The sequence below is a fragment of the Croceivirga thetidis genome (assembly GCF_012272815.1).
GTDB lineage: Bacteria > Bacteroidota > Bacteroidia > Flavobacteriales > Flavobacteriaceae > Croceivirga > Croceivirga thetidis.
Window position 1 is genome coordinate 1,322,700 of record NZ_JAAWWL010000001.1, and the last position, 12,251, is coordinate 1,334,950.

Annotated in this window: 13 protein-coding genes; 9 read left to right on the forward strand and 4 right to left on the reverse strand. The window is 39.4% G+C overall.

Annotation, left to right across the window (positions count from 1 at the left end; translation table 11 throughout):
- The first annotated feature begins 5 nt into the window (after window positions 1-5).
- Together atpD and HCU67_RS05995 are read left to right on the forward strand one after the other, a co-directional pair.
- Complete coding sequence (gene atpD, locus HCU67_RS05990) at window positions 6-1,514, forward strand: F0F1 ATP synthase subunit beta (protein WP_168551659.1); 1,509 nt, start codon at window positions 6-8, stop codon at window positions 1,512-1,514.
- Between the two features lie 79 nt (window positions 1,515-1,593).
- Window positions 1,594-1,872 (forward strand): F0F1 ATP synthase subunit delta/epsilon, encoded by a 279-nt coding sequence (locus tag HCU67_RS05995; protein WP_168551660.1) that lies wholly within the window; start codon window positions 1,594-1,596, stop codon window positions 1,870-1,872.
- 56 nt (window positions 1,873-1,928) lie between these two features.
- Here HCU67_RS05995 and HCU67_RS06000 read toward each other — a convergent pair whose 3' ends face one another.
- On the reverse strand, window positions 1,929-2,456 hold the full coding sequence (locus HCU67_RS06000; protein WP_168551661.1) for a GNAT family N-acetyltransferase: 528 nt from the start codon (window positions 2,454-2,456) through the stop codon (window positions 1,929-1,931).
- Between the two features lie 27 nt (window positions 2,457-2,483).
- Between HCU67_RS06000 and HCU67_RS06005 the strand changes: the two genes are divergently transcribed.
- From HCU67_RS06005 to bioD, 3 genes are read left to right on the forward strand one after another with little or no spacing between them, the layout of a single operon-like run.
- Window positions 2,484-3,620, forward strand: a complete 1,137-nt coding sequence (locus tag HCU67_RS06005) for an aminotransferase class I/II-fold pyridoxal phosphate-dependent enzyme (protein WP_168551662.1) — start codon at window positions 2,484-2,486, stop codon at window positions 3,618-3,620.
- Complete coding sequence (locus HCU67_RS06010; protein WP_168551663.1) at window positions 3,617-4,006, forward strand: putative signal transducing protein; 390 nt, start codon at window positions 3,617-3,619, stop codon at window positions 4,004-4,006. Before HCU67_RS06005 ends, HCU67_RS06010 begins: the two co-directional genes overlap by 4 nt.
- Window positions 4,003-4,617 carry a dethiobiotin synthase gene (gene bioD, locus HCU67_RS06015; RefSeq protein ID WP_168551664.1) on the forward strand — a complete coding sequence of 205 codons (615 nt, stop codon included), beginning with the start codon at window positions 4,003-4,005 and terminating at the stop codon, window positions 4,615-4,617. The genes HCU67_RS06010 and bioD overlap by 4 nt, the downstream gene beginning before the upstream one ends.
- Here the strand turns inward: bioD and HCU67_RS06020 are convergent.
- Window positions 4,603-6,093, reverse strand: a complete 1,491-nt coding sequence (locus HCU67_RS06020) for an ArnT family glycosyltransferase (protein WP_168551665.1) — start codon at window positions 6,091-6,093, stop codon at window positions 4,603-4,605. The two genes, bioD and HCU67_RS06020, sit on opposite strands and share 15 nt — an antisense overlap.
- A gap of 16 nt (window positions 6,094-6,109) precedes the next feature.
- Here HCU67_RS06020 and bioA point away from each other — a divergent pair, with 16 nt between their 5' ends.
- Complete coding sequence (gene bioA, locus HCU67_RS06025; RefSeq protein WP_345890691.1) at window positions 6,110-7,429, forward strand: adenosylmethionine--8-amino-7-oxononanoate transaminase; 1,320 nt, start codon at window positions 6,110-6,112, stop codon at window positions 7,427-7,429.
- Here the strand turns inward: bioA and HCU67_RS06030 are convergent.
- Window positions 7,426-7,857 carry a cytochrome c oxidase assembly factor Coa1 family protein gene (locus HCU67_RS06030; protein WP_168551666.1) on the reverse strand — a complete coding sequence of 144 codons (432 nt, stop codon included), beginning with the start codon at window positions 7,855-7,857 and terminating at the stop codon, window positions 7,426-7,428. The genes bioA and HCU67_RS06030 overlap by 4 nt on opposite strands.
- 53 nt (window positions 7,858-7,910) lie before the next feature.
- On the opposite strand from HCU67_RS06030, the gene HCU67_RS06035 reads away from it, so the two are divergent.
- The 3 genes from HCU67_RS06035 (at window position 7,911) to HCU67_RS06045 (ending at window position 11,169) form a co-directional block, all read left to right on the forward strand.
- A complete protein-coding gene (locus tag HCU67_RS06035; RefSeq protein WP_168551667.1) occupies window positions 7,911-9,065 on the forward strand; it encodes a beta-ketoacyl synthase N-terminal-like domain-containing protein in 1,155 nt (384 codons plus the stop codon).
- A 78-nt stretch (window positions 9,066-9,143) separates the two neighbouring features.
- Window positions 9,144-9,719 (forward strand): hypothetical protein, encoded by a 576-nt coding sequence (locus tag HCU67_RS06040; protein ID WP_168551668.1) that lies wholly within the window; start codon window positions 9,144-9,146, stop codon window positions 9,717-9,719.
- A 4-nt stretch (window positions 9,720-9,723) separates the two neighbouring features.
- The gene (locus HCU67_RS06045) at window positions 9,724-11,169 is read left to right on the forward strand and encodes a flotillin family protein (protein ID WP_168551669.1); all 1,446 of its coding nucleotides are present in this window, start codon (window positions 9,724-9,726) and stop codon (window positions 11,167-11,169) included.
- A gap of 41 nt (window positions 11,170-11,210) precedes the next feature.
- Here HCU67_RS06045 and HCU67_RS06050 read toward each other — a convergent pair whose 3' ends face one another.
- Window positions 11,211-12,212, reverse strand: coding sequence for an NAD(P)H-dependent glycerol-3-phosphate dehydrogenase (locus HCU67_RS06050; protein WP_168551670.1), 1,002 nt, complete (start codon window positions 12,210-12,212; stop codon window positions 11,211-11,213).
- Window positions 12,213-12,251: the final 39 nt, after the last annotated feature.

Sequence of the window (12,251 nt, forward strand, 5' to 3'; positions counted from 1 at the left end):
AAGTAATGTCCAAAGTTACAGGTAAAGTTGCCCAAATTATCGGCCCGGTTATAGATGTAGAATTTGAATCCGGAACTGAAATTCCAAAAATTTATGATTCCCTTGAAGTTGCCAAACCAGATGGTTCAACTCTAGTTTTAGAAGTACAATCACATGTTGGTGAGAATACGGTTCGAACTATCTCTATGGATTCAACCGATGGTCTTAGCCGTGGTGTTGATGCAGTTGCTACAGGGAGTGCTATTCAAATGCCAATAGGGCAAGATGTATACGGAAGACTTTTTAATGTAATCGGTGACGCAATCGATGGTATGGAAAACCTTCCTAAAGCAGGAGATAACGGTTTGCCTATTCACCGTGAAGCACCAAAATTTGAAGACTTGTCTACTTCTACTGAGGTATTATTTACGGGTATCAAAGTAATCGATTTGATTGAGCCTTATGCCAAAGGTGGAAAAATTGGATTGTTCGGTGGTGCAGGTGTAGGAAAGACGGTACTTATCCAGGAGTTAATTAACAACATCGCCAAAGGACATGGTGGACTTTCTGTATTCGCAGGTGTAGGTGAAAGAACTCGTGAGGGAAATGACTTGCTTAGAGAGATGTTGGAATCTGGAATTATCAAATACGGAGATGACTTTCTTCATTCAATGGAAGAAGGTGGATGGGACTTGAGTAAAGTTGATAAAGAGGCAATGAAAGAGTCTAAGGCAACTTTCGTTTTTGGTCAGATGAACGAGCCACCAGGAGCACGTGCTCGAGTGGCACTTTCTGGTTTGACCATTGCTGAATATTTCCGTGATGGTGCTGGAGATGGTCAAGGAAAAGACGTATTGTTCTTCGTTGATAACATTTTCCGATTCACCCAGGCCGGTTCTGAGGTTTCGGCACTTCTTGGTCGTATGCCTTCTGCGGTAGGTTATCAACCAACATTGGCAACTGAGATGGGCGCCATGCAAGAACGTATTACTTCAACCAAAAAAGGATCTATTACTTCAGTTCAGGCGGTTTACGTACCCGCGGATGATTTAACTGACCCTGCTCCTGCAACAACATTTGCCCACTTGGACGCAACTACGGTATTGTCCCGTAAAATTGCTGAGTTGGGTATTTACCCTGCGGTAGATCCATTGGATTCTACCTCACGTATTCTAACTCCTGAAATTTTAGGTGATGAGCATTACGGTTGTGCACAACGCGTAAAAGAGCTTTTACAGAGATATAAAGAACTACAAGACATTATTGCCATTTTGGGTATGGAAGAACTGTCTGAAGAAGATAAACTGGCAGTAGGTCGTGCAAGACGTGTACAACGTTTCTTGTCCCAACCTTTTCACGTAGCTGAGCAATTTACTGGAATCCCAGGTGTATTGGTTGATATCAAAGACACCATCAAAGGATTTAACATGATTATGGATGGGGAATTGGATCATCTTCCGGAATCAGCGTTTAACTTGAAGGGAACAATCGAAGACGCCATCGAAGCTGGTGAGAAAATGCTTGCCGAGGCATAGCCAAGGTAAGTGCTGAGCGAAGTCGAAGCATCTATTAATTTAAAAGATTCCCGTCTTTTCGGGAATGACCATAAAAATTATGTATTTAGAAATTGTATCTCCTGAAGCAACCTTGTTTGCCGGTGAGGTGACCTCAGTTACCGTACCTGGAATAAACGGTGAATTTCAAATGTTGCAAAATCACGCTCCAATCGTTTCGCTTTTGCAAGAAGGTGAGGTAAAGGTTCAAGGTAACATTGAAATTGAAGAAGAATTTCAAAACAAATTCTCCAAAGGTTCTAATGGCGAGACTGTATTGTCGATTAACAGCGGTACGGTTGAAATGAAGGACAATAAAGTTATTGTTTTGGCTGATTAGTCAAATCATTTAATTATAGATTATAAGAAAGTCCAACTGATAAAGGTTGGACTTTTTTATTCCAATAATACTAATGACCATTCTCGATCATCAGATGAATACCGTGCCAATTCATTAAATCCAATGGCTTTATGGGCATGCATTGAACGGGTGTTTTTTACATCTACTTCAGTGATAATTGCTTCAAAATCTGCTTTGGTAAATCGTTGCATATTTTGATAGAGTCCTCGAAACAAGCCTTTGCCGCGATAGTCTTTTGAAATACATACCTGTCCCATAACCAGATAGGAACCACCGCTAAAAACTTCGTTTATTTTGGCAAACATGGATTTTAAGAGTTCTATTTCTTCTCCAAATTTTGGGTGCATTGAAAGCGCATAGCCAACTACATTATTATTTTCAACTGCGATGGTATGGGGACAAGCTTCATTCATTCGTTTTAGTAACGCAAAATCGTGTTCTATGGTCAAGAAGCCTTGAACCTCCATTTCTTCCTTGGATAGGTTTTTTGGTAAGTTGCGTTGCTGCAAATCCAGAATTTGCAACAATTCGCTATCCGTGTTGGCTTGTTTGTATTCAATCATGACTCTTAAAGGTAGTATTTTTGAAAGATGGGAAAGTTTCCTGCTAAACTTGATAATAAACTACAAAAGAGGGTTCGTGAGAATGCACTACGTTCCCTTACTACCTCTGATAAATTAGTCGATTTTTCTTCGAATGACTATCTGGGGTTCGCACGAGATACCGTACTAAAAAAAAGAGTTGAAGGGAATTTGTTAGATGTCAAATTCAACGGGGCAACTGGTTCCAGGCTTCTGTCTGGCAATCACGAATATTACGGAAAACTAGAGGCGGTTTTGTGTACATATCACCAAGCTGAAGCAGCATTGGTATTTAATTCTGGTTATGACGCCAATTTGGGCTTTTTTAGTTCAGTTCCCCAACGAAACGATACCATACTATATGACGAGTTGTGCCATGCAAGCATTCGAGATGGAATAAAATTGAGTAATGCCAACAGCATAAAATTTAAGCATAACGATTTAACTGATTTACAAAAGGTAATTGAGCGTATACCAGAGAAAACAGCTGGTGATATGTATTTGGTAACCGAATCTGTTTTTTCAATGGATGGCGACTCACCTGACTTAATAGCATTGGCTAATTTTTGTTCGGAAAAACAAATTTATTTAATCGTTGATGAGGCCCATGCGGTTGGTGTATTTAAGAATGGTTTGGTCAACCAATTGAATTTAGAAGATGCTGTTTTTGCACGAATTGTGACTTTCGGTAAAGCTCTGGGATCTCATGGGGCAGCCGTTTTATGTGGTATTGAATTGCGTACCTATCTCATTAACTTCTGCCGCAGTTTAATCTATACGACGGCCTTACCGCCTCATTCTATTTTGTCTTCATTTTATTCCTACAGATACTTGCAAGAAGAAGAGGGACTTGCCGCCATTAAAAAATTATTGGACAACATTTCTTATTTTAAGTCAACAGTTGAAAGATTGAAGTTGAATACTTATTTTTCTGAGAGTGAATCAGCAATTCAAGTCTTTTGCAAGACGGGTAATAATTGCATCAAAAAACTATCTAATTCATTGGCTGAAATTGGATTTGATATAAAACCAATCTTGTCACCTACGGTTCCAAAAGGGCAAGAACGATTGCGAATTTGTATGCATTCTTTCAACACCAAAAATGAAATTGATAAAGTACTCGCAACTATAAATGAAAATCTGTGAAAGCAAATGAATGGATAACACTGGGCAGTTATGAATTTCTTTCTGATGTACAGGTAATTCGAGGAAAATTAGAATCAGAAGGCATACCTGTAAACCTAAAGGACGAGAATACTGTTGGCGTAGAACCCTTTGCCAGTAATGCAATTGGCGGCATCAAACTACAAGTTTTAAAGCAGTATGAAGAAGAGGCAAGACAGATATATGATGAAATACGAAACTATGCTGTTGATGATGAAGGTAATTTGATAACCTGTCCAAATTGTAAAAAACAGAAATCAGAAGTGTACTATTCAAGAAAGAAACTGGTTCACAAATTGTTCCCCTTTTTCGAACCTAAAAAATACCGTTGTTTGCATTGTAATTTTATTAGAAGGGCAGACGTATGAAAATTTTTGTAACTGGAATATCCACTGAAGTTGGTAAAACGTTGATTTCCGCAATTTTGGTTGAAGCTTTGGAAGCTGATTATTGGAAGCCTGTGCAAGCTGGGGACTTGGATAATTCTGATAGTCATAAAGTAGAACGATTGATTTCCAATTCCAAAACCAAAATCCATCCGAATAGTTATGCCTTGGAAACTCCGATGAGTCCGCATGGAGCGGCAGACATTGATGGGATAAAAATTGATTTAGAAAAGATTATTGAGCCAAAAACTAATGGCCCTTTGGTCATAGAAGGTGCCGGAGGCCTTTTGGTACCACTAAACGATACCGATACCATATTGGATTTGATTAAAGCTGAGCACAAAGTCGTTGTGGTTTCCCGCCATTATTTGGGAAGTATCAATCATTCCTTACTGACCATTACCACACTACAGGAAAAGGGACTTGATATTGGGATTATATTTAGTGGAAATGAGCATCCAACCACGGAGAGCATAATTCTAAAAAAGACCAATGTTAACTATTTGGGACGGGTCAATGAGGAAGAAAAGATTACCAAAGAAATCGTTAAGAGTTACGCCGAGAAATTCAAACCAGCACTATTGAACTGGTAATCGCTTATGAATGACTGCGTTTTCAACAGTATCCAAAACCTGGTAATTTTTTAGAAGTTCCAACTGCGCATAAAAATTCGAAGCATACTTCTCGTGATAAAATATTCTCCTGTTTTTTCGAGTAACAATAAATTCCGGTTTCTTGATTTCGAATATAAATTTCAATTCTTCAAATTTATTGGTTCTATGATTCGCCATGTAGGGGAATAATTCATCACGTAGTAAATTACTTGGGTGTGTAGCAGCTTTAGTAGGAGGATTTATTCCCATCACCCAATATCCAATATGATATTCAAAGAATAGAATATTGTTTGTTGACAATTCATTTTCTGAAAAATACCTTGGCACAGAAACCCCTTCGCCATTGTAAAAGGTGTCATATTCTGTTTTGTTCTTTACGATATTCCCATACTCTAGATAGCTTTCAATCGGTAATAATAATATCAAAATTGGTGTCAACACTAGAAATGTTTTTGTCTTGAAAATTGAAAATGTAGCTAAAGCACAAACAAGTAAAACAATTAGAAACGGATAAAACTGAATTAAATAGTGTCCGTTCGCTTTTCCCGCCTGAAGAAACGAAAACAAAACCCCAAATCCAGTAAACAGCAAAATCTTGGTATTAGTTGGTTTATTCTTGAGAAAAGACCTCCAAAGGAATACCAGAACAGTTCCGAAAATTAGTACTGTTGGCAGCACCTTTAAAACAGAATTGTCTTGTGCTTCAGCGTAAGCCAAGGGAGCCTTAAAAACCGAACCCCACCATAAATTAGGTTGACCAGTTGATTGATATGGCAGAAACGTTAGGAAAACAACAAAACAAATTGACGAACCACAAACTAAAAGGCGCGCAATCGTCATTTTTAGGTTTTGATTTCTATAACTTTCCCAAAGACTGAACGCAAAAAGAAAAACCAATGGATAACCCATGTTTAATTTGCTCATCACAGCAAGTCCAAACAATAGCCCCGCCAAGACAGTAAAAAGCCTATTTCTGTTGTCAAGAAAAAGGTATAGACCTGGTATAAAAAAGGCCATACTGATATGCTCAGACATCACCCCTTGTAAGCTTCCAAAGAGACTAAAAAGCACTATGACCAATAAAGCCGAAATAATGCTTGAACTCTTACTGGAATGTCTCTTGGTTATTTTGAAAGTGTAAAATGCGGCAATTGTGACTAATAGGGTACCCATCAATCTAATGGCCAAAAAGCTCTTGCCGAATATTTTTACGATTACAGCAAAAAATAAGAATGTAACCGGAGGTTTTAGGTCCCAAAGCTCAGTGTAAGGTAAGTTTCCATCTGCCCACGATTGCCCCATTAAAATAAATGTGCTCTCGTCTCGGTCAATATAATCACGAAAAAAAAACGGGAATCGTATAAAAAATGCGTAAACAAACAGACCTACGAAGAGCTGCCACTCCTTAATCTGATCTATAAAATCAAAAAATCGGGAAGTTGCTATTCTTGACAATCTTAGGGAAGTTTTTTTGCCATCTTTGCAAGATAGAAAATTGCAAGCGCTATTGGAAGATTTGAACAAATCTAAAAGTTTAGTTGAAAGGGATAGGAACCATCTTTGGCACCCTTTGACGCAACATCAAACGGCACCACCACCTTTGGCAATTACCAAGGCAAAAGGGGCATTGATTTGGGATGAATGTGGCAATAGTTATATCGATGGTATTGGTTCTTGGTACACTGCTATGTATGGTCATGCGAATGAGCACATCATTAACGCCATGACAAATCAAATGAAGCAGCTTGATTTTGTGATGTTCAGTGGTTTTACCCATGCACCTGCCATTGAACTTTCAGAACGACTATTGGATATTTTACCATCAAACCAATCACGAATTTTCTTTAACGATAATGGCTCCACTGCGATTGAGGCCGGAATCAAAATGGCACTACAATACCATTTTAATCGTGGTGAAAAGCGCGATACGCTGATTGCCTTTGAAGATGGTTTCCATGGAGATACATTTGGGGCAATGAGTGCCTCTGGCTTGTCATCATACAATGGCCCATTTGAAGATTTTCTTCTTAAAGTTGAACGCATACCAGTTCCAAAAGAAGATTCCATTGCTGATGTGGTCAAGATTTTAGAGGAAATACTTGCCGCGAATTCTTGTGCAGCGTTTGTTTTTGAACCTTTGGTTCAAGGAGCCGCAGGCATGAAATTTCATTCTGCTGAGGGGCTCGATTTACTCTTGAAAAAATGTCAAGAGAACGGTGTGATTTGTATTGCAGACGAAATCATGACTGGTTTTGGAAAAACGGGGAAGAATTTTGCGTCTGAATATTTGAATGCTGAACCCGATATCATATGCCTAAGTAAGGCTTTGACTGCGGGTATGTTTCCGTTGAGCATCACGAGTTGTGCGGAACATTTGTTCGAAGCGTTTTTGAGTGATGAGGTTTCAAAAGGCTTTTTTCATGCACATACTTTTAGTGCCCATCCGATAGGTTGTGCGGCAGCCCTAGCCGGACTTGATTTGTTAAATTCTGAAGAGATTCTCCAAAGAAGAAGTGCTATTGCAAATGCCCATATAAATTTTGTCCATCAAGTAATTGACCATCCTAAAGTCAAAGATGCCCGAAGTAAAGGTGTTATTTTGGCAATTGATTTAGACATAACCATAAGTCGATATGGTAAAACCCGTGACGAACTGTATCAATTTTTCATGAAAAGAGGGGTAAACTTGCGTCCTTTGGGCAACGCGATTTATGTACTGCCACCATATGTCATTACCGATTCTGAATTAAACAAAATTTATAATGCTATTCTAGAACTGCTGGAGGCTTAAAATTGGGGTTCGGAATCTTCCAAGTATTCAAATTCTTGTTCGTTGACTTCAACCCGAATTTCATGATAGACCCATTCATCACCTTCTCCAGATGCATCAATAAATAGGGTGCCTGAATTTTTTGGCCCAGATATAGGAATCTTCATTTTAGCACTTTTAGAACCGTTTACCCAGTTGATATTGCCTTGAATCATTCCATCTTGCTCAATTGGAGACCCTAGAACTTCAGTAAGGGCTTCGTCTTTGTTTATAAGTTCAAAAGCATACTCATAGGGTTGTGATTCTTCCATAATATTGGTTACACCGAAATAAATTGACGAAACAAGTACAATAAAACCTATAATTAAGGTTAAGCAACCGCCAAGGGGCAATACCCATTTCCAATTACTACTCCACCAGCTTTTCTGCGGAATCAATTCGTTGTTCATTCTTTTACTTTTTTCAATAAGATGAAGGTAATAACTTTTACTTTTGGCCTGCCGTGAAGACACCAATATCCATAACAGCAATATCTTCTTTATCAGCTTTAGGAGCTGACGAGACCATAATTGAGCTGGGCTACTCAAATTCAAAACATTCACTGACTTTAAAAGAAATTGGAGGTCAAAAAGTTTGGGTTGGTCATTTGACCAAAAAAGAAAAACAAGCTATTACAACGCTTCGTAATTCTGATTCAAAATACAAGAACCTTGATGATTCGGTTTTATTCGCCATTTATTCGTCCAGAAAAGCAATCGAAAAAGCTGGTTGGAAAAGTGGAGATGATTTTGGTGTAAATATTGGCTCATCAAGAGGTGCAACTTCATTATTTGAAGAATACCATAGATCTTATTTAAAGGAAGGAAAAACGGCAACCTTGACTTCGCCTACCACTACCCTTGGTAACATCTCTTCTTGGGTTGCTCATGACCTGCAATCTAAAGGGCCTGTTATATCACATTCCATCACATGTTCAACCGCACTTCATTCATTGTTAAATGGAATTGCTTGGTTACGAGGTGGAATGGCTGACAAATTTTTAGTAGGGGGAAGTGAAGCACCGCTGACTTCATTCACCTTGGCCCAAATGAAGGCTCTAAAAATCTATAGTAGCTCAAATGAAGAATATCCTTGTCAGGCATTGGAACTGGAAAAGAAAAAAAATACAATGGTTTTGGGTGAGGGTGCAGCAATTGCTTGCCTCGAGAAGGGTGTTTCGGATAAAGCCATTGCACGGATAGTAGGAATTGGATATGCTACCGAAATCCTTGAGCATAATGTTTCCATTTCTTCCGATGCTAAATGCTTTCAAGATGCCATGAAAATGGCCTTAGGAGAATTTTCACCAGACGAAATTGATGCTATAGTTATGCATGCTCCAGGCACTATAAAGGGTGATGTATCTGAATATCAAGCTATTAAAAAGGTATTTTGTAACAAAACCCCTTTTTTGACGACAAATAAATGGAAAGTAGGTCACACCTTCGGAGCTTCTGGAATGCTCAGCATAGAAATGGCCATCCTAATGCTAACCCACCAGAGGCCCATACCCGTTCCGTTTATAGCATACAAAAGTCTTCCTGACTCCTTTGACAAAATAATGGTCAATGCAGTTGGCTTTGGAGGTAATGCCGTATCGATTCTACTTTCATTATGACCCTTAATAAGATATTTGAATATCCATTCAAAGTCTTATCTTAAATTATTATTTCAACCACTTTAAAATTGTAAAGCCATGGAAACTTGGTTCGAAGCTTTGACGCTTTTTCAGAAAATTTATTGGATTGTAGCCATCGTAGGCTCTGCTATTCTATTGGTACTTATCGCCATGACCTTAATTGGTGGTGATGTTGACGACATGGGAGATGTTGATGCTGATATTGATGGGGATACAGGAATAGGTTTTCAGTTTTTATCGTTCAAAAACTTGATGGGTTTTTTGACCATTTTTGGTTGGTCCGGTATTTCATGTATCGATAACGGACTTTCGACTGGTGCAACCATTGCAATATCCGTTTTTTGCGGATTGCTTATGATGCTAACGATGGCTTCATTGTTCTACTATTTGGCAAAATTGCAAAGTAGCGGTACGCTTAAGCTAAAAAATGCAAAAGACCAAATAGGAGAGGTATACCTCACGGTGGGTGCCAAGCGTAGTAGAATCGGTAAGGTCAGTGTTAATGTTCAAGGTACGCTTCGTGAACTTCAAGCATTGACCGATGAAGACCAAGATTTGGTTCAAGGTAACGTGGTGAAAGTACATGATGTCACAGATACAGGAATTTTAATAGTCAATCTTTTAAATAAATAGAAATATGCTAATACTACCATTACAATTGGGCGGAGGCGGCACTTTGCTTGCCATTGGCTTCGCCATCCTCTTTTTCTTTATAATTATTATATCCTTCATTAGAAGGTACAAACGCTGTCCCTCAGACCGTATTCTTGTGGTCTATGGAAAGGTAGGTACTGGTAATTCTGCCAAGTGTATTCATGGTGGAGCCGCCTTTGTTTGGCCCGTTATCCAAGACTATGAGTATTTGGATTTGACCCCTATTTCAATAGAGGTCGATTTGCAGAACGCCCTTAGTAAACAGAATATACGGGTTAACGTACCTTCTCGTTTTACCATAGGTATTTCAACCGAACCCGGTGTAATGCAGAACGCGGCTGAGCGCTTATTGGGCCTTGGTCTTCCAGAGGTTCAAGATTTGGCCAAGGAAATCATTTTCGGTCAGTTACGTTTGGTTGTAGCATCTATGGATATTGAAGAAATCAATGCCGATAGAGATAAGTTTTTGACAAATATTTCTGCAAGTGTTGAGTCTGAATTGAAGAAGGTTGGTCTCAAGTTAATTAACGTAAACATCACTGATATTGTTGATGAATCTGGTTATATCGAAGCTTTGGGTAAGGAAGCTGCCGCTCATGCAATCAATGCCGCACGTAAATCAGTTGCTGAAAAAAATAGGGATGGTTCTATTGGTGAGGCAAATGCACTACAAGATGAGCGTACCCAGGTAGCAGCCGCAAATGCAAAAGCAGTCGAAGGTGAGAACATTGCCAAAATAGATGTTGCCAATTCAGATTCACTGCGAAGACAGCGAGAGGCTGAGGCTGAGCGAACCGCCATCGCTGCTGAGAAGGTTCAGTCTGCTAAAGCTTTGGAAGAGTCCTATGCAGCTGAAAGAGATGCTGAAGTTGCAAGGGCAGAACGTGAGCGAAGCTCTCAATTGGCTGATATTGTTGTCCCTGCTGAGATAGACAAACAGAAAGTTGAAATTGAAGCCGAAGCTGAAGCTGAAATGATTCGTAGAAGGGCCAAAGGTGAGGCTGACGCAATTCTGTTTAAAGCTCAGGCAGAAGCTAAAGGTATTTTTGAAGTATTGACCAAGCAGGCCGAAGGTTTGGATAAAATAGTTCAAGCAGCCGGTGACAATCCAAAAGATGCAGTTTTGTTATTAATTGCTGATAAATTACCTGAGTTGGTCGAAAAGCAGGCTGAGGCTATTAAGAATATCAAAATTGATAAGGTTACGGTTTGGGATTCTGGTCAGAAGTCTGAAGATGGAAAGAACTCGACAGCCAACTTTATTTCAGGTATGTACAAGTCGGTACCACCCTTACAGGAAATGTTCAATATGGCAGGTATGCAATTACCTGAGTATTTAAAGGGTAAGGACATTACCGTTGATGATGGTAAAGGAGCAAAACCAGCTCAGAAATCACAGAAAAAAACCGATTCAAAATCGGAAGAATAAAGAGCTTATTTTGAAAGACGGCGGATTTTTCCGCCGTTTTTTTAACCAGGTTCTGACTCTGAACCGCTTTCTAATTTTAAAAGCCCTCTGAATGCATCATGAACCGTATTGTCTTCATAAAGCACTTTATAAACCTCTTCTGAAATGGGCATATGAACGTTGTAGTCTTGTGCCAATTCCATAACAACTTTAGCAGTTTTCACCCCTTCGGCAACTTCTGACATTTCTTCTATTATCTCATCCAGTTTTTTCCCTTTTCCCAATTGAAAGCCTACATGTCGGTTTCGACTTTTGGTACTACTACAGGTCGCAACCAAATCACCCATGCCGGCAAGACCAGCGAAGGTTCTTCGCCGACCACCCATTGCCGTGCCCAATCTTGTAAGCTCTGAAAGTCCACGTGTAATAAGAGCTGCTCGAGTATTATCTCCAGCGTTTGCACCATCACCCATTCCTGTAGCAATGGCCATAATGTTCTTTAACGCACCACCGAGTTCACATCCAATAACATCATTATTCGTGTAAACCCGAAATAGACCTGAATTGAAAACGCCTTGTAGTTTTTTGCCAATCACTTCATCAACCATGGCAATCACGGCTGCAGCCGCTTGACCATTGTGAATTTCCTTGGCTAGATTTGGACCGGTTAGAACGCCTGTTGGATGCCCAGGTAGGATTTCTTCGATAACTTCGGTCATCCTTTTTTTGGTACCCATTTCTAATCCCTTTGAAAGGCTTACAATTGGTATCCAGGGTCTAATATGGGCTTTTGCTGTTTCCAATACTGTTCTGAAATTTTGTGATGGAATGCCCATTACCAAAACATCAGAATTTTTAACGGTTTCTTCTATTGAAGCTGAGGCTTTAAGATTTTTGTTAAGGAGTGCTCCCGGAAGGTATTTTGAATTGGTGCGATGTTCGTTGATTTCATTAACGGTATTTTCGTTTCGTGCCCAAATAGTAGTATTTGCATTCCGGGCAGTTAAGGAGGCAACTGTGGTTCCCCAAGATCCTCCTCCCAACAATCCAACATTTAATGGCATAGGCAATGGTTTCAAAGTGGATTGCTTGAGAAGGCAATC

Coding starts and splice junctions, on each gene's coding strand:
- atpD (WP_168551659.1), top strand. CDS start 6: ATGTCCAAAGTTACAGGTAAAGTTGCCCAAATTATCGGCCCGGTTATA.
- HCU67_RS05995 (WP_168551660.1), top strand. CDS start 1,594: ATGTATTTAGAAATTGTATCTCCTGAAGCAACCTTGTTTGCCGGTGAG.
- HCU67_RS06000 (WP_168551661.1), bottom strand. CDS start 2,456: ATGATTGAATACAAACAAGCCAACACGGATAGCGAATTGTTGCAAATT.
- HCU67_RS06005 (WP_168551662.1), top strand. CDS start 2,484: ATGGGAAAGTTTCCTGCTAAACTTGATAATAAACTACAAAAGAGGGTT.
- bioD (WP_168551664.1), top strand. CDS start 4,003: ATGAAAATTTTTGTAACTGGAATATCCACTGAAGTTGGTAAAACGTTG.
- HCU67_RS06030 (WP_168551666.1), bottom strand. CDS start 7,857: ATGAACAACGAATTGATTCCGCAGAAAAGCTGGTGGAGTAGTAATTGG.
- HCU67_RS06040 (WP_168551668.1), top strand. CDS start 9,144: ATGGAAACTTGGTTCGAAGCTTTGACGCTTTTTCAGAAAATTTATTGG.
- HCU67_RS06045 (WP_168551669.1), top strand. CDS start 9,724: ATGCTAATACTACCATTACAATTGGGCGGAGGCGGCACTTTGCTTGCC.
- HCU67_RS06050 (WP_168551670.1), bottom strand. CDS start 12,212: ATGCCATTAAATGTTGGATTGTTGGGAGGAGGATCTTGGGGAACCACA.